15 protein-coding genes and 2 pseudogenes are annotated in these 17,059 nt (G+C 33.2%); 2 read left to right on the forward strand and 15 right to left on the reverse strand.

The window, feature by feature from the left end; all coding sequences use genetic code 11:
- Positions 1-237: 237 nt before the first annotated feature.
- A pseudogene (locus A5880_RS06620) lies at positions 238-309 on the forward strand (hypothetical protein); the annotation flags it as partial.
- Positions 310-360: 51 nt separating this feature from the next.
- Here the strand turns inward: A5880_RS06620 and A5880_RS06625 are convergent.
- The 15 genes and pseudogenes from A5880_RS06625 to A5880_RS06695 form a co-directional block, all read right to left on the reverse strand.
- Complete coding sequence (locus A5880_RS06625) at positions 361-540, reverse strand: hypothetical protein (RefSeq protein WP_336577249.1); 180 nt, start codon at positions 538-540, stop codon at positions 361-363.
- A gap of 114 nt (positions 541-654) precedes the next feature.
- Positions 655-2,325 (reverse strand): glycosyltransferase family protein, encoded by a 1,671-nt coding sequence (locus tag A5880_RS06630; RefSeq protein ID WP_143353652.1) that lies wholly within the window; start codon positions 2,323-2,325, stop codon positions 655-657.
- A gap of 76 nt (positions 2,326-2,401) precedes the next feature.
- Positions 2,402-3,145: a hypothetical protein gene (locus A5880_RS06635; protein ID WP_086330998.1), complete on the reverse strand. Its 744-nt coding sequence runs from the start codon at positions 3,143-3,145 to the stop codon at positions 2,402-2,404.
- Positions 3,142-4,119, reverse strand: a complete 978-nt coding sequence (locus A5880_RS06640; protein WP_086330997.1) for a DUF5067 domain-containing protein — start codon at positions 4,117-4,119, stop codon at positions 3,142-3,144. The genes A5880_RS06635 and A5880_RS06640 overlap by 4 nt, the downstream gene beginning before the upstream one ends.
- Positions 4,116-5,270, reverse strand: a pseudogene (locus tag A5880_RS06645) (YfhO family protein); the annotation flags it as partial. The pseudogene A5880_RS06645 and the gene A5880_RS06640, both read right to left, overlap by 4 nt.
- Entirely contained in the window at positions 5,252-6,655 is a 1,404-nt protein-coding gene (locus tag A5880_RS06650; RefSeq protein WP_336577015.1) for a YfhO family protein, read from the reverse strand. The pseudogene A5880_RS06645 and the gene A5880_RS06650, both read right to left, overlap by 19 nt.
- Positions 6,656-6,726: 71 nt before the next feature.
- A complete protein-coding gene (gene lepB / locus A5880_RS06655) occupies positions 6,727-7,266 on the reverse strand; it encodes a signal peptidase I (RefSeq protein ID WP_336577016.1) in 540 nt (179 codons plus the stop codon).
- A 118-nt stretch (positions 7,267-7,384) separates the two neighbouring features.
- On the reverse strand, positions 7,385-8,128 hold the full coding sequence (gene lepB / locus A5880_RS06660; protein ID WP_256924824.1) for a signal peptidase I: 744 nt from the start codon (positions 8,126-8,128) through the stop codon (positions 7,385-7,387).
- Positions 8,129-8,149: 21 nt separating this feature from the next.
- Positions 8,150-8,815, reverse strand: a complete 666-nt coding sequence (locus A5880_RS06665; RefSeq protein WP_086330994.1) for a hypothetical protein — start codon at positions 8,813-8,815, stop codon at positions 8,150-8,152.
- 21 nt (positions 8,816-8,836) lie between these two features.
- Positions 8,837-9,922 carry a WxLIP family cell surface protein gene (locus A5880_RS06670; protein WP_086330993.1) on the reverse strand — a complete coding sequence of 362 codons (1,086 nt, stop codon included), beginning with the start codon at positions 9,920-9,922 and terminating at the stop codon, positions 8,837-8,839.
- Between the two features lie 82 nt (positions 9,923-10,004).
- Complete coding sequence (locus A5880_RS06675; protein ID WP_086330992.1) at positions 10,005-10,736, reverse strand: WxL domain-containing protein; 732 nt, start codon at positions 10,734-10,736, stop codon at positions 10,005-10,007.
- A gap of 30 nt (positions 10,737-10,766) precedes the next feature.
- Entirely contained in the window at positions 10,767-11,570 is an 804-nt protein-coding gene (locus A5880_RS06680) for a WxL domain-containing protein (protein WP_086330991.1), read from the reverse strand.
- The gene (locus A5880_RS06685) at positions 11,570-11,938 is read right to left on the reverse strand and encodes an LPXTG cell wall anchor domain-containing protein (RefSeq protein WP_086330990.1); all 369 of its coding nucleotides are present in this window, start codon (positions 11,936-11,938) and stop codon (positions 11,570-11,572) included. The genes A5880_RS06680 and A5880_RS06685 overlap by 1 nt, the downstream gene beginning before the upstream one ends.
- A gap of 17 nt (positions 11,939-11,955) precedes the next feature.
- Positions 11,956-14,460: an L-type lectin-domain containing protein gene (locus tag A5880_RS06690; RefSeq protein ID WP_086330989.1), complete on the reverse strand. Its 2,505-nt coding sequence runs from the start codon at positions 14,458-14,460 to the stop codon at positions 11,956-11,958.
- A 136-nt stretch (positions 14,461-14,596) separates the two neighbouring features.
- Positions 14,597-15,187, reverse strand: a complete 591-nt coding sequence (locus A5880_RS06695) for a winged helix-turn-helix domain-containing protein (protein ID WP_256924823.1) — start codon at positions 15,185-15,187, stop codon at positions 14,597-14,599.
- A gap of 368 nt (positions 15,188-15,555) precedes the next feature.
- On the opposite strand from A5880_RS06695, the gene A5880_RS06700 reads away from it, so the two are divergent.
- On the forward strand, positions 15,556-17,055 hold the full coding sequence (locus A5880_RS06700; RefSeq protein ID WP_336577017.1) for a helix-turn-helix domain-containing protein: 1,500 nt from the start codon (positions 15,556-15,558) through the stop codon (positions 17,053-17,055).
- Positions 17,056-17,059 lie beyond the last annotated feature (4 nt).

A 17,059-nucleotide genomic window follows, 5' to 3' on the forward strand; every position in this document is an offset into this window, starting at 1 on the left:
AAAAATCAATCGAAGCTGGGTTTTGACAAGCGTTGTTGGCATTCTTCTTTCCGAACGTATTTAACAGAAACGGACATTGTGGATCGCTAGCTTTCTTATGATGACGAGTTGAAGAAAGGATATGCCTGTTATCGAGATTTTCTGTATGCCATACAAACAAAGGATTTTTCCCGATTTGATGTGTTAGTGAATGATGATTATTCCTGCCTTCCTAGCTATTATCAAACAACGATTGATATGTATGAAATTAGACATGCACTGGAACTGCCTTATTCTAATGGTCCTTTGGAGTGTTTAAACAACCATATCAAGGTGTTGAAGCGGAATGCTTATGGTTTTCGGAACTTTTATAATTTTAACCTACGAATTACTTTGTGCTTTGGCACGGTCCTTTTTCAACCAAATAGAAAAAGTGAGTGGGACATAACTCTTCGAGTCATATCCCACCCACGTGGAATCCAGATAAACGGTGGGAGCAGAAGCAATCCCTTCGTAAATAAACACTTCTGTCCCATCCTCCTTCATTATATTCGATTTCATTCTTTGGATTTTCTTCACCAACATTAGTTGATAATGAGCCTCATTTTTCTGAGCTAATTGGTCCTTCTTTTATGAAAGTTTCTATATTTATTGTCTTGAAATTGAACGTTCAAATTATATAATTAAGTCTTTTTCCCTTTTATTTTTACGTATAACATAGCCTACTAAAATCAGCCAAGCAAGCAAACTTATCGCAAAAGAAACTTTTTGAACAACAGTTCCTTTATACCAAAATCGCAACTTCCCCTCGCCTGTAACTGTAACTTCACACAAACCTCTTATTTCTTTGCTTTCTTTCACTTCACTGACTTCACCTGATCCAGTAACTTGAACATCATATCCTTTATAGTAAATGATAGGTAAGGTGACTTTTGTTGGAACTTTCGCTTTATAATCAAATGTGATTACGTCATTATCACGAGTAGTATTTTTTATCTCTACACTTTTTTCTTGTGGGAAAACTCCCGTTATCTCTAACACAGTTTTTTCATAATCCATACTATTAGGAAGATACTCCATCCCAGCCCCCAAAACGAAACCATTTGTTCTAGAAAAAGAACCGTACCCTGATTTGTAACTTTGTCTTTCTGTTAATTGATACTGGATAACACTAACTAGTAATAATAAGATAGAACATGTTATTACGATAATTGAAAAATAATTCTTTTGTGGAAGTACATCAGAAAAACTATCTGCACACACCCACGTGATACAGATGGTTACAATTATGAAATAGCGCCACGGAAATTGAATACTATTAAACAAAGTATCATGAAAAAGGTAATGCGGAAAATGAGTAGTAGCCAAATACAAGAAAAGAATTCCCAAAATTAGAAACTGTCTGTTTTGAATTGATAGCTTTTTTATCCTTAACAATAAAAATAAAATCGCTAGGAAAATGAACCAGCCTAAATTATTAAATCCTTGATTTAAAAAAGCGCCTTTTATGTATTCTCCTAAATTAGCTGCAGTTCTTTGCAAAAAGAATATTTGGCTTGATTGGACTCTCAACTCTTGAAACATCGTTTGCTCAATTGTTGGAAATAAATTTACTGCTACCAACAATATAGTGAGTAAAGTGGCATACATTAAATAAAGAAGTCTTTTCTTTTCTTTAATTAAAATAGGAATATTTAATACTAGATATCCGATAATAAATAAACAAAAAATAAAAGTAGATAAAACATGAGCAAAAAATAAGCTTGCCATCCCAATAGATAAGATATAAAATTTTTTCTCATTTCCTCTAACTATTTGAATTAGTCCTACGAAAACCACGGGCAACACCATAAAAGCTAATACTTCCCCTAATGCTGCACGAGCAACAATATCAGCTAGTCGATAAGAAGATAATCCATACAGGAAAGCAAAAATGAGACTTTTTTGTTTGCTTTGACTGACTGAATAAAATGAATGATACGCAATTACAAACGTAAAAAAAGTGACCAATAACATATAATACATATAAGATACAGCAACTGAGAAGCCCATCAAACGGAACAAAGCTGCTGGATATAAAAATACATCTGAATAAAATATACTTGAAGCATAACCCATCCCATTTGCAAAAAAATAAGTAATCTTAGGAAAATAGTCTCCCTCAAGTATTGCTTTATACAAGGCTTCTATTCGATTAAGATGGAAGTAAATATCGTCTCCAACAGTAAGTTTTCCTCCATGTATATAAGTAAAATAAATACTTATATAGCTAACTATAAAAAATAGGAAATATAAATATATTGTAGGAAGTTGTTGAATTTTCTTAACCCATGCTTTCATGTTCATCCCCGACATTTCCTTCCATCCTCCCTCTTTTTATTTTTCTTCATTCATAAATTAATTAGTAACGTTGAGTATTAATCTATTTTGTATCATCTGAAATTTCCGCATATACATCTGTTAATTTGCCAAAACCATCATACAATGCTGAGATGGACTTACCTAACTCTTTATCTTTATCTAGCCCAGTTCTATTAGAAACAACTGGTACAGATTCATTTGAAAATTGTCTGTTTGCCTCTTTGATTTGCTTCTCATACCCTTTTATACCACTTTTAATAAGTGAATTATCAATCCGCATAATAGAACCAAGCTCTTTGGCTAACAGTATTACCTTGTCTTTTGGAAACTCTTGATCAGATGAAGCATTTTTAATATCCACAGCTTGAATTCTTAATCGTGCTTTTTTTGTTTCCCTCAAAAATTTATACTTAAGACTAACAATAGCAACAAATTTTAAATTTTCTCCTTCATAGAAAGGATAAATTGTACGTAACTCTAAATCTTCGTTTTTGGCATATATTAAATATTGTAATTTATCAGCTTTCACTGTTTCTGACGAAAGACTAGAATCAATCGTTTTTATTGCTTTTTCATAGTAATCTGGAATACTCAATTTGTACTTATCCTTCATCACTTTCATAGCTTCATCTTTAGATGACAGATCTACATAATCAGAATCTCCGAAGCTTCTTTCCCGTGCTCCACTCCACACAATTTGTTGATCTTTTTTAGGTAACTGAGCATGCGGATTAGAATTAGAGCAACTTGTAACTGCTAGTAGCGAGCAGAACATGGTGATAGCTATAAAAATCTTTAGCTTCATTCTGGGACCACCGCCTTGGTAGGTTCTGTTCCTGGAAAAGCTTCTTGTGAATAACTAAGTTCAACAATACTGTTATCAGCAAGTTCATAAAAAATAACACTATCTATGCTTTGTCCTTGTGGAATCACTTTAGATTGATTATTTACTAACTCTTTTAAATCTAAAAATGAAGTATCTTCCGGCAATGTTCCTTCAGATAATTTTTTATCTTTTTGCTTTGCAGTAATCAGTTCTTTAAATACACTTGCAGAAGCTTGTTCTGAGCTGTTGTTTGTAAAGGTATAGCGAATGGCTAACACATTCTTTTTGTTTTCTCCAACTACTTTACGAACGCCTGTCATTTCAACCTTCATAGTTTTATTTTCTAGTGTAACGACATCTCCCTCATCTTCTTTTTGTTTTTTTTGTGCTTCATTAAATTTTTCAGTATCAAATGAAACTTCTTTAAGTGTTCCTACTGATTCATCTATCAATTTAGATCGTTTCTCATAGTTACTATCATCTGCCGAGTAAAATGTTACTTGTACAAATCCATTTTCAGTCCACATATAATACATATGAGCCCAGACATCTTTTTCTTTAAACACTGTATTCAATGTATATTTACACACTGGACTGCCATTGATTTTATATTCTTTCATATAAATATCTTTAGCTTTCTTATATCCGTATCTTTCTTTTAATTGCTCTCTAGTTTGTTCCGCAAAGCCTTTTTGTTTTACTTCGTTAACAGGTGTAACTGTAGCAAACATATACGAATTACTTTTTTTGTCCTCTGCACTAAAAGATGTTTGAAGACCATAATTTTCTGATTTATCCTCACTATCAACTTTCCAGCTAGAAGGTAATTGCATTTCATACGTAACACCTTGACCTTCAAATGTTTCTTTTGTTTCACTAAGTTTTTCAGAACAACCACTAAAAAGAACGACTACAGCCATTAAAATTAATGCAATTATTTTTCTTTGTTTCATTTATATTCCTCCTTACTAGCTACTCTAGATTTCTTTCGAATCCAATAAGTATACGAACTAAATATCAATATACAACTTACAAACAATATACTTCCCAATTTCAATCCTTCTGGATAATAAACTAATCGAATAGTGTGCTTTCCTTTTGGTACCTTGAAAGCAATCAAAGCATTTTGAAGCGATTTTATCTTTACTGGTTGTCCATCTATAGATGCCTTCCATCCTTTATCGTAAGGAATTGATGTAAACACTACTTGTTCCTTTGTTAGCGAAACATCAGCCTGTGCTTGATGTCCATTTACTTCAAACGCTACTTCTTTTTCTTTCATTTGCTTTATAGCCTCTTTATACCGATCCACTTGCATAAGTAGAACCGATGGTCGAACTAGTCTTACAACTGCTTGACCACTAAATTTTGCGGTAACTTTTACTTTTGTTTCTTTTTCATAATAGCCAAGATTGTAAAAGCTACCTGCCATAACAAGATTGTTAGAATTAGTACGTCCATTAACTTTGACTTCTACATCAGCATTTCTCATGCCATCTGGAGCTCCTACACTTAGATTAATATATGCTTGCGTTCTTGCAGGAACATTTACTTCCCAAGTTATTGATTGTGCTTCTCTATTTGATTCCTCTGAAAAGAATGTAAAGTCGCCTTCTTCTCGAATTTGCATATTTTTTCTAGCTATTTCGTTAAGTCCAGTAAATTGATAGATTGGCTCTTTTAGTCCAGATAAGTGTTGAAATAAATTTACTTGATTATTACTTTTTTCATAGATTTTTCCATTGGTCAACATACCTAAAGGCAAAGAATATTCATTTTCATACAAGTTATATTTCCCTTTAGTTTCAATTTTTTTAAACCCAAATTTGTTTGGATCTGTTTTAGCTAAGTTATATTTTATTCCGAATAAAGAGTCCATTAACAAAGTATTATTGTCATACATAATCACTAAGTTTGTATCCAATGATCGATATCCTAAATGATCTAAATACTGAGAAGAATGACGATTTCGAACAGAAGAAAATAGTGTTATACCAGAATAATTATAGTTAAAACTATCCGTTCTGGTTATAGGATCTATATTTTCCAAACGGTAGAATTGATTATTTTCTTCTTTTGTTCTTGTTACCAACTTCTGAATATCTTTATGTGGTTCTTCATATGCAGCTCTGCTAGCGTAGGTCCATTCTTTTTTATCCCTAAAAAAAGTTGATTTGTGTTGAAAAAAGCCTCATAACTAACAACGATAAGAATAATATATGGAATCAGCCACATGCCTTTTTTACGGCTATACTTGATAAAGAACAATAATAAATACAGAATTAATAAAACAAACGTAACGATTAACGTCTCTTGAGTGATATAATCGTATCTCTTTTTGTTCGATAATAAAATGGCAGCTATATATACACCACCTAAGATTAAAACAATATTCAATAACAAATTTATATCTTTCTTCTCAAACTTCTCCATCCCAAAGCCAGCTAAAATAATAACTAGTGCAGAAAATAAAAAGCTAAATCGAAATAAAAACATATTCGGTGCATGAAGTCCTTGCCAAAATAAGTTCAATGGCTCTACATAAAAACTAACACTTAATAACAATAGTAAACTACCGTACAACAGCTTATTTTTCAGTGAGATTTTTGTACTTACGAAGTAAAAAATACAAAAAATAAGTGGAAGTAATCCTGTATATATGAAGGGTGCACTACCATACTTTGACGTGTCATATACACCAGGCATGCTCTTCACAACTAAATCCCACACCCCTGTATCTCCTGTAAAAAATTGATTAATCGTATCCAATTTTTCTCCATTGGTTCGTAGGTCAATAATCGATGGTAGAATGATCACCATAGATGCACCGCCTGCAAGGAAGGATGTAAATAAATAAGAAAAAACTGAAGTTTTATAACGTTTGTAATCTGTAAACATGCGAATAAAATAGTAAAGAAAAGAGAAGATACCTACCATAAACGCTATATAATAGTTACTAACAAACAACAAAAAATAACTAACAAACAATAAAACTGGTTTTCTATCATCCATCAATCGATGAATTCCTAACAAAATCAAAGGTAAATAAACTAGAGCGTCCATCCACATCAGAAATATAGAATATGCTATAACAAAGCTTCCTAGTGAGTAACAGGTACTCAATACAAGTTTTTTCCATGAAGATAAGCGATACGTATTATGTGCATAAATCCAAAATGAGACGCCCATCGCTCCGATTTTTGTTAAAAAAATTGTATACATCGCTTCAGGCATATTAATATTGTCAAAAAAGTAAACAATAAAACTAAAAATACTGTTGATATAGTAACTCATTAGTGAAATAGAGTTCAGGCCTAATGAACCTGACCATGTATAAAGCAACGATTGTTTCCCATGTAAAGCGTTATTAAAACCTGCATAAAAATTGACAAGTTGACCAAATCCATCACTGGACAATATTGTTAACTTACTCGTTGGATATATACCTATTTGAAAATAGCTGATTGCTACAATAAATACTGGAAGCAAAAAACTACAACCAATTATTAAACCATTTTTTTTATAAAATTCATTCTATGTATTCACACCCTACTCTTTCTTCAATCTATTAAACCGATTCTATTCAGCGGGTAATATCTAAAAGATACCACGCCTTCTATTTGTTTCTGATCAATCAATCCCAGATGTCTACTATCATTGGAATGGTTTCTATTATCGCCTAAGACAAAATATTGTCCTTCAGGAATTTTTTCCAATCCTTGAAGCTTAGAAGCAACTTCCCATGTCACTCGTACTTTCAACGTTCCATCTGGTAAATCACTGCCAGAAAGCTGCAGTTCATTTTCTGGAGTAGGATTACTTTGAGCCATCTGATGATTAAGATAAACAGTATTTTTATCTAACCAAATTCTATCGCCTGGTAGCCCTAGGATACGTTTTACGTATGAATCAGCTGAGTGTTTTTTAGGTGCAAACGTTACTAAAGAGTATCGACTTGGTTTCTTCCCTTTTATTATAAAAAGATAGTCTTTGTTTTCTAACGTTGGCATCATTGATACGCCGCTAACTCTATGTGTGGCAATTTTTACAAAAAAAAGGACGCATAAACAGATAAAAAGAAAAAAATATATCCCTCTCACTATGGATCGCTTATCTTTCTGAAAGGCTGTATCTTTATTTAATGCATATTCATTAGCTTCTTTATTATTTTTAACTACGTTTTTTTTATCATAAATACATTCCTTCTATTAATTAACTTTAGAACTGACTAATAGTATGAATCGGAAATATACGCATCTCTACTACACCAATAATTTCTTTTTCGTCAATATATCCATACGTTCTGCTATCTATTGCATAAGGTCTATTATCACCTAAAACTAGGTACTTTCCTTTTGGAATACTAGCACCACTAGGTTTCCAGTCTTCTGTAAAAGTAGTCTTACTATCTTTGGCTCGACTCAATTGTTCCGCTAAAAAACGTTCATAAACTTCAACATTATTGATTGTGAGTATATCGTTTCTGTAACTTACTTGTTCTTCAGGCAGACCAATAATTCGGCGAACAGCATATTCGTTACTTTTTGAATCTTTATATAAAATCATACTAAAACGTTTGACTTTACTTAACTTACTAACAAATACCCTATCACCATTATTTACAGTAGGCATCATGGAATAACCTTCAATTTTTACAACTGAAAAAGTAAATAGTGAGATAATGTACAAGATAGTTCCTAATAAAATAAAACTAATTCCCAATTCTTTCATTAATTGTTGTACTTGTTTACGCCATCGTTTTTTTCTTATGTACTTTTTTTTTCTCTTAACTGATTTCTTTTTTAGTTTACTAGCCTTCAGATGAATGGTATGCTCTTGCCATTCATCTGAAGGCTTTTTTTTAATCTGTTTCTTTTTTTCATAATTTACTTGATTATTTTTGTATAGCCTTCTAGAGTGGACACTTTTTTTTTCAATTTTTTTTTGTTCCCTCCAACTCACATCATAATCTCCTTCAATCAATTACTTTTTTTGTTTAAGAGCTGATTCATTTATACTAAATTGCTTGAATATCTTTTCTTGTAATTTTTTTATTTGATTTAAATCTTTTGTATACCCCAACATAATATCAGAATCACTCAATTCCTCTTCTGTTAATGAATACACGTTCACACTAAAGTCGCGTATTTGTCTGTAGTAACGCACCAATCGCTTTTGACCTTCCTTCGATAGGACATCAGAAGGAGATGTTGTTCCATATGAAGCTAATAAAGAAGAACGATCTGCCAATGTTGCTTTTGATTTTTTAAAATCAGCACCATTTTGAATATCTGACAAACTTTTTTCTACTTCCCCTAAAAGAAAGTAACTTTGAACAATAGCATTACTATCCTCTGCATTTAAATTAGTCATTTGGTAGTAACGTGCATACATTCCTCCACCCAAAGAAACTAAAGCGATAAGCGTAATAAAAAATATCTTCTTTACATATGATTTTTTTCTCTTTTCCATTTGACGGCGTATACGTACCCATTTTTTTCGCTTAGTCTTATTTTTTGGACGCTTCTTTAATAAGGCTTTCAGTTGATTGCCAGTAATAAAAAACAGAACTATATACATGACCACAATCAAAAAAGCAAGAAAAGCTAACGATAAGCTACCAATGAACAACCACTCCAAAATGCTCATCTTATCTAGCCTCCCCATTCACTATTTTTTTTTCTTAGAAGATGTTTTCTTCTTTTTATTTTTTTTCTTCTTTTTATTAGCTGTATATCGTACAAATGAAAATACTGCTATAAACAGGATAAATACCACACTGACAATTAATGCAATCAATTTCCAATTGACTCCTCTTTCTTGAATCAGTGATACGTCTTGTCCATTATATTTATCGGCTTCATCATTTGTTACTTCAAAGTCTTCTTTCCATTCCCACTTTTTATCGTCAGTCGTCACTAATATATGACTTGTATAGTTTCCAGCTTCAAAAGGTTCACCATTTAGGTTAATCGGAAAATCAATCATTGAATTTGGCGCCATTCGATAATTTGCTTTTTTGGTTTCATACAGCACTTCGTCGGAACCTTTTTTATATACTTTAACATCTACTGACATTTTTTCGACATAATTCATTTGAGTATTAGAAAAATTCAATAGAAATGCATTTCTATAATTCGTTAACCCTGCAGAAATTTTATTGAATGATAAGTCTGGCTGAACTATTTCATCCGTCTCACTTAGTAATATTCCCACTAAAAAAGCATATTTATTTACGACACCTTTTGATTTTTCAGATGCTTTTTTTTGTTCTTCTGTTTCTTTTTGTTTTAATTGAATGCCTCCAGAAATATATCCATTGAATCGTTCTGCCGGCATAGTTATTTCCACTGGAACCATAACACTAGAATGCGCTGCAACCTTAACTTCACTTGGCACTTTAACGATATCTTTTACATCATATTTTAGTGAAGGATCATTCTTAATTTCTGTAGGTCCATATTCAACTACTCCATTGCTATTTGTTTTTGCACTATTCAGTGCTAGTTCTATCGTTAATTCTCTATCCGAGTCATTAAATACTTCTAAGTTAACCGTTTGCTTTTGACTTGGAGTCATACGCAAATCAAAATATCCAGCATCACTATGTTGATTTTCAGGTTTTCTTACATAGTAGCTAAATCCAATATCTGCTGGACTTGGTTGCTCATTAGCATATGTTTCTTGTGGGATGACAAATAATGTACAAATTATGTAAATAAGTAAAAAAAACGCTGGTTTTGATTGTTGTTTCATAGTTTGATTCCTTTCTCTTAACAATTAAATAAGCATCGAACCGCTCCGAAAAGCGGATCGATGAATTTTTTTGTTTTACATTTTATTTAACTTCAGTCATAGTCCAAGTAATTTCGCCTCTGTAGTCTCCTTCAACAATAAGATCATCTTTACCGATATCTAGTTTTACAGACTTGCTAGAATCCTTTTCATCAGCTGAATTAAGATGGCCAAATGTGATAGTAGTTGTTCCTATTCCAGCACCCGGAGTAGTATTATTAATAATTAGTGTAGATTCTCCATTTGTAACTACTCTATCACTTCCAGGTTCAACAATTGCACCAGCAGGAAGTTTAACGTTATCACCAATATTAGCTTGAGTTTGAAGATGGATATTTCTTAAAGTTACTGTTGATCCTGCTAAAACACTACTACCTGAAGTTAATGGTTTAGTAATTTGGGCAGCTACTGTGTATCTGTGATCTGCTACCGCACGTTCATCACTAATCGCTACAAAGTTAGCTGAAGAACCAGTAGACTGTGTCCAGTTTTTAGCCCAGTAAGAACGTGAAGTTGCTGTAGCTTGTTGCTCACCAAAGCTTAAAGGTGTAACTGCTACAACTCCAAATTCTTTGTAATCCACAGATAGACTCATTGAACCAGACATTTCTGAATTAGGAATGTCAACTGATCCACTTGTTTTACGTGTGAATTGGATGTCCATGTCACCTGTTTTTGAGTCTGGATCGGCAGCTTTTGTAGTATTTGGAATAGCTAAAGCTACTCCTACAGCTCCTAATAATACTGCGCCGCATAATTTGTGTGTTAATTTCATTTGTGTTTCCTCCTAAGAATATGTTTTTATTTATGGCAACTCGGAAATAATCCAAGTTAACACCGTTGAATAAGTTCCAGGATCTTTTTTAGTAGCTCCTGGGATAGTTAAGCTAACTGCATCATTCATGTAAACGGCCTGATTATCTAATGAAGGGTTAGTTACTGGTTTACCTTCACTATCTAATCGCGGAGTTAAAGTTGAATTTTGACCAACTTGATTGTCAGGTGATGCACCAAAGCTGATGCTCCATGTTCCTGTTCCCGTTCCTTTTTTTGCAGTAGCTAGTGTGTAAGTTTCTCCTATATTATTCAAGTGAATAACTTCCTTTGAAATATCTGGAGCTTGGCCCATACCATTTGAAGTATTGATCCAAGATTTATCTAAAGAGATTACGGCCCCATTTAATTGACTGTTCTCTTTATTCTGATTTTTAAATTGTGTTTCTTGGCGAACTTGCAATGCCCAACCATTACCATTTCCTCGATAATCAGAAACTTGTATAAAGCTTCCACGAGGGGCGATTTTCCCTTTAAATAGGAGTGCATCAGCAGAATAGCTAATATCCTTAGAAAAAATTTTATTGCTATTAAAGCCTAGGTTAGGTACATAATCAATTCTCAGTGGACCACTTGTTTTTCCGTAAGTGCCTTCTTGAACAGGCAATTCTTCTGACGGATGCTCTGGATCCATGACTCCAAATTTCGGATCACCAATTTTAAGATCTATATCCATATCACCAGTAGTATTATCTTCAGCATATGAAGCAATCGGTCTATTTAGTAATGCTAAAACTAGAAACGCTCCAATAGAAAGCCAAGCAATCTTTCTCATCACTTATTCCCTCCATCGTTCTCATGTTCTGCTTTTCCTTTTTTAATAAAGAAGAAGATAAACACTGCTGCAATCAATGCCAGTCCACCAACGGATAAACCTGCTTTTACTAATTCACCTGTTGAAGGAAACTTACCTTTAGGTTTAACAGGAGTAGGGGCACCACTTGAACTATCAGACGCTTTTGGCGCTTCACTACTTCCTGAAGGCTTAGGTGGTTCTGATGAGTCACCTACTAAAGTAATTTCTCCTTGTGTAGGTGCTTCTCCACCATCCGCAGCATACATTCTTTCATTGCTACATGATAAGAATATAACCATTAAGATAAGTGACAGTGTAAAACGAATCAACCAACCCTTTGTTTTCATTGTTTCCCTCCTCTTCTTTATTTTGCATTTTCTAAAGTAATTTCCAACTGCGCTTTATATTTTCCTAATGCTTTCAAAGAGCCTGCTGGAAAATCAAGGAAAAATCCTTCTTTATGAGCCTTCCACCGATCTTCAGTGATATCGTACTTATTCGCGGTAATTGTATCTGGCGTATAGATCACACTACTTGCATCATTCAATGTCACTTCATCTTTAGCATTTTTATACTTAATGACATCTGTCATTTTCTGAGTGCCATCTTCACTTTGTAAATCAGTAATAATCTTCGCTTTTAAATTCCATTGTTCTTTGGTTACACGCGTATCAGATACCACTAGATTTGAGCCTATAACTTCGGGTTCAGAGATTCGTTTCTGTTCAATAAATCCCGAATGTACTTTGAAGTCTAAACTAGTAGGTGCCGTAGCTAAAGAAAGATAGCCAGTGAATTCATATTCAACAACAACATTTTCTCCAACAATCAGCACTGCTGTTTCATCAGCAGGACGACCCACAAGACGATAGTTATCGTTCTCAATATCCGCTATTCTTTTTTTAACTTCAGGATTTAAACTTAAATTTATGGTCGTATCCATATCGCCTTCCAAAACAAGTTTTGTTGGACTCTTATCTATGCTGACCCCTGCTTCATTGACAAAATCAACTGTAACTTTACCAACACTGTTTTTTATATTCACATCGATCGTTTTTGTTACTTGTGATGTGCCTGTACCGTAAGTTAGAGTGACTTTATAAATTCCTTCTTTAACAGTAGAAGCTCCATTAAGAACTGGTAAGGTTGTAGAAGCAATATTAATGGACGTATTGGCTATCATCGATGGCGGGAACGGATCAACTCGCCATAAATTAAGCTTTCCTTTGTCTCGAATCATGGTTTCAACTGCTGCCTTAGTTGTTGGATAGTCCTTAGTAAATACTGTGAACCCATCTCCATGCAATAAGTGTTTATTATCCTGAGAAACTGCATCATTTGGATCTTTAATAAATACTGGGACGTCAACGTCTGCCTTGTTGCCAACTTCATCCGTTAACTCTACTACAAAGAAATCAGGCCCAATAGTATTTACCAATCCTTCAATATCTTGCCCTGCTTTTAGCGATACTTTGATATTTGCTTTTGCAGAAATATCATCTGACCAATCTTTTAAAAATTTTGTATAGTCCGCAACTGCAGTAATTGCTTGTGTATCACCCAAATCAATGAGAGAAATTTTCCCTTCTCCTTTTGGTTTGATAGCATCTACTTTATACGAACTTACTAACTCAGGTGAGATATAGTTACTACCTACCATCTGACTTGTTATATTTTGATCAGTTGTTACTCCTATGCTCGGATTTCTAACGTTAAATACAACGTCCAGTTTACTACTTGTTAATGACAAGTCAGCTACAGGAATACTTAAAGTGTTTCCTATCACCGTTGGCGTTACACTTTGTCCATTTACAATTAATGTTCCTGGTTGATATACTTGTCCTGCTGACAAAGTAAGCTTTAGGACCGGCGAAAGTAAATTTTGTATTCCACCTGTATATTTACCTGAATATTGCACTGTGACTTCCTCAGTTGGAGCAACTGCTTTTGTTGTCGTTGCTGGCAACCCTTTAGCATTCAAGAGCTTTACGCTATCTTCATAGTTGACCAAACCAGGAACTGAACGGAATGCAACCATTGCTTTTTCTGTTAAAGCTCCCGTTGAACCAGTAAATCCCCAATAAACTTTTTCACTACCACCAGGACTAAACTTAAACGTATTCTTGTGTATCGGCGCTTCTACTGGATCCAACCCTTCATATTCATAAGTCAGCACCCCATAATTCGATGCATTCCATGTTTTCCAGTGAACCTTCAAAAGTCGCCATTTTCCATCACCTAAAGGGAAAGAAGGATATTGCAATCCTTGATGATTCACTTTAAGAGACTGATTCCAGTTAAATACATACGAATCTACTTGGTCAGGGAATGCGTAAGCTACGTGCCCCCTGTCCTCATTTCTTAAAATATCCGCATCAAAGTTATCACCATTCAGATAGGTGTCAAACTCAATCGCAAAACTGCTTTTCAACTGTCTTCGTAGTATTTTCTGATTCAGATAATTGGAGTCTACACCATGAGCGTATGCTCCCATCGCATTACCGGTTGCACCATTCGTTCCATCAAATTTCGCAGCTCGATCTGCATCATTGTGAAAAACGAATGTCACACCATCCGCTGTACCTTCTAAATTAATATACATCTCAGCTTCAAAGTCTTTACTTAAATCAACTTTGTTTATTTCCGTTGAGAATATACTCCCAATTCTTTCTGTCTCAGCATCTGTGATAATTACGGTGTTTCCCCTAACTGTACTATGAGCTCCTGCTGGAACTTTAAAGATATCTGTTAAGGGAACACTTTGAGGTGCGTCTTCTGAAGCTATTGCTTCAGCTTGCGAAGGCATTGATAGTGTTAATCCAATCGCTAAAGCGTAGAAAAAAGTTATTTTTTTAAAATTACGAAACATCTTATAATTTCACCTCCTTTCTAGTCTAGACGAATGTTGAGTAGATACTTTGATTAATCACAGAAAATCCTCCATTTTATCGATTCTTTAATATGTGACAAGCCGAAATCATGAATCTTTTAGTAACTCATTGTTTTTATAAAACCAACATGTAGCCTTTGGAGCGAATTGTTTTGATGTACTTTGGTTTAGCTGAGTCTTTTTCTAGTTTTTTGCGTAAATGGAAAATAAGATTACTAACACGGTATTGCTTATTTCCTTCTTGACAGTTGTTGTAATCATCTTTCCATACATGTTCATAAATCTCTTCATATGTTACTGCCTTACCACTGTGATTAATTAAATAAGAAATTATTTGAAATTCTAGTTTGGTTAAGCAAATTTCTTTTTGACCTTCTACCATAACGCTCAAATTTTCCGGAATTAAATCTAAAGAACCTTCAGAATGTTTGATATCTACTATTTTTTTTTTCTCATCATTAGTTGTCGTTTTTTCTTTGACTCTTTTCAACAGGTTAGATAGTTGTATAATGGATTCCTCTTGCTCCACCTCTTTATCTGTTACCCCATCTGCACCTAATTGAAGATAGACCATTTTACTTGTTTTTGAGATATTTTGAGAAACAACCCAAATTAATGCTTTAAAGTTTCTTCTCAACTCCAAAATTAATTCGCACGTGCCTTTCAATCCTAAAGTTGATGTTTCTTCTATTATTAATGCATCCATAAGATATGCTCCCGATGAGACCTCTTCTGCTGAAAATGTATGTATCTGATAAGATGTTTTGTTTAATTGATTTGTATATGTATCAGTAATTGTTTCATTTATCGGTATGATTCCTATGTTATACATGTTTGTTTATCCTTTCTTAAATCAAATACTATTTATTTATTATTTAATTCTATTAGAATTATACATTTTTTATGCTATATTTATTTCCGAAAAATACTTTTTTTTTAGAAAATCTTGAAAAATACTTGTTTTCCAAGGGTTTCACAACGAATTTATTAACATTTTATTGAATTCATGTTATATTTCACTATAATCACTTAATTATTATAGATTTTCTATTTGCCAAAAGGAGTGATAGATTAATGAATAAGAAATTTATGAAAAAAAATGAGGCAAACAAATTTGATTTATTCAAAAAAATAATTTTTAGTACAGACGGTATTAGTATTCAAGAAGTCATCAATCAAAATGGTGATTCTAAAAGTACTATCTATCGTTATATCCAGCAAATAAATGAAGATTTAGCTCTTGCATTTCCAGATGAAGTGGTTCGAGTGAATCAAAAATCGGCTTTTTTATATGTGTCTCTTCCTAAATCCATGAACATCGCATATGTGATTGATTATTTAAGGTTCTACTATATTACTGTATCTCCTGAATATACGATTTTTTCTGCTGCTGCCGATAGAAACTATAGTTCTCTGGAATCTTTAGCCCAAAGCGTGAACTTAAGTCCGTCTTATACTTATAAAACATTAACTTCTTTGAATAAATTACTAAAGCCTTTCAATATTAAAACGGCTTTTGGTGATGAATCAAAAAAAACAAATATTTATGGTAACGAATTAGATATTCGCTTTTTTCTTTTTTTTAGTTACTGGTCTATATTAAAAGGATTGTTTTGGCCTTTTAATCGATCACCTAAGCATTTCAAAGACTTACCTGTTCCAATTTCAACGATGTTATCCCCTTCTCAACAAACTAGAATTCGTTATTTTCAAAATATTACTTATTGGCGAATTTTATATTTGCAGGAAAAAATAAACATCGATAGCGATTTTTTGACTTATTTACTTATTTTAAATAACGGAAATCCTACAATTTTTACACTAAATTTTGATAATGTTCTATCTACAGAAGAGCTCCGCACCGAAGAAGCTTATTTCGGTTTCCTAGCTAGGTTTTTCATCAGCGATATTGATACCGCAGAAATAAAAAAACAAACGGCTCAATTATTCATTGATTCTGATTTACCTTTAGTTAGTAGCTGTCACACACTACTAACTAAATTGCAAGAAAAATATACTCTTTTAATGAGTGAAGACGATTTTCATTTTTTTTTCTATCATTTAATGATGGCTTTAATTTATATCCAATATATTGGTATCGACTACGAAACATTACAAGAGTATGAAGAACGTCTATTTTTACTAGACACTGACACTGAAGACTTCAGTAGAATAGGAAAAGAACTTACTGAGTTCACTCGTTCGTTTTTAAAAAACGATTCTTTTTTCAAAAGAAATCTTTCCGATGGTTTGCTTAATTACCTAGTCAATCTTCTGTATTACATTGTAGATAGTTCAACAAAGATCGAACCTTTAACTATCTTTTGCCAATATTCAAAAAATCTCTACACTGTTGATGAAATAAAAAATGGTTTATTAACTATTTTTGGGAAAAAAATCATTCGCTTTACAAAAATTATTACAGAAGCTGACATTGTCATTTCAGACTGTTATGAGGGCGACATTGCTAATGATAACTTCTTTTATTTTGACAATCCTTTTGATCCAAACCTTTGGAAACAGTTGTCTTCATTTGTCAATTCACGCTTGCACAATGCGACCTTTTTTAAATAATCAA

It is taken from the genome of Enterococcus sp. 4G2_DIV0659 (assembly GCF_002140715.2).
Classification (GTDB): Bacteria; Bacillota; Bacilli; order Lactobacillales; family Enterococcaceae; genus Enterococcus_L; species Enterococcus_L mansonii.

What these genes read in the sequence shown, in the direction of transcription:
- A5880_RS06625 (WP_336577249.1), bottom strand. Translation starts at nt 540, where the DNA reads ATGAAATCGAATATAATGAAGGAGGATGGGACAGAAGTGTTTATTTAC.
- A5880_RS06630 (WP_143353652.1), bottom strand. Translation starts at nt 2,325, where the DNA reads ATGAACATGAAAGCATGGGTTAAGAAAATTCAACAACTTCCTACAATA.
- A5880_RS06635 (WP_086330998.1), bottom strand. Translation starts at nt 3,145, where the DNA reads ATGAAGCTAAAGATTTTTATAGCTATCACCATGTTCTGCTCGCTACTA.
- A5880_RS06640 (WP_086330997.1), bottom strand. Translation starts at nt 4,119, where the DNA reads ATGAAACAAAGAAAAATAATTGCATTAATTTTAATGGCTGTAGTCGTT.
- A5880_RS06665 (WP_086330994.1), bottom strand. Translation starts at nt 8,815, where the DNA reads ATGAGCATTTTGGAGTGGTTGTTCATTGGTAGCTTATCGTTAGCTTTT.
- A5880_RS06670 (WP_086330993.1), bottom strand. Translation starts at nt 9,922, where the DNA reads ATGAAACAACAATCAAAACCAGCGTTTTTTTTACTTATTTACATAATT.
- A5880_RS06675 (WP_086330992.1), bottom strand. Translation starts at nt 10,736, where the DNA reads ATGAAATTAACACACAAATTATGCGGCGCAGTATTATTAGGAGCTGTA.
- A5880_RS06680 (WP_086330991.1), bottom strand. Translation starts at nt 11,570, where the DNA reads ATGAGAAAGATTGCTTGGCTTTCTATTGGAGCGTTTCTAGTTTTAGCA.
- A5880_RS06685 (WP_086330990.1), bottom strand. Translation starts at nt 11,938, where the DNA reads ATGAAAACAAAGGGTTGGTTGATTCGTTTTACACTGTCACTTATCTTA.
- A5880_RS06690 (WP_086330989.1), bottom strand. Translation starts at nt 14,460, where the DNA reads ATGTTTCGTAATTTTAAAAAAATAACTTTTTTCTACGCTTTAGCGATT.
- A5880_RS06695 (WP_256924823.1), bottom strand. Translation starts at nt 15,187, where the DNA reads ATGGATGCATTAATAATAGAAGAAACATCAACTTTAGGATTGAAAGGC.
- A5880_RS06700 (WP_336577017.1), top strand. Translation starts at nt 15,556, where the DNA reads ATGAATAAGAAATTTATGAAAAAAAATGAGGCAAACAAATTTGATTTA.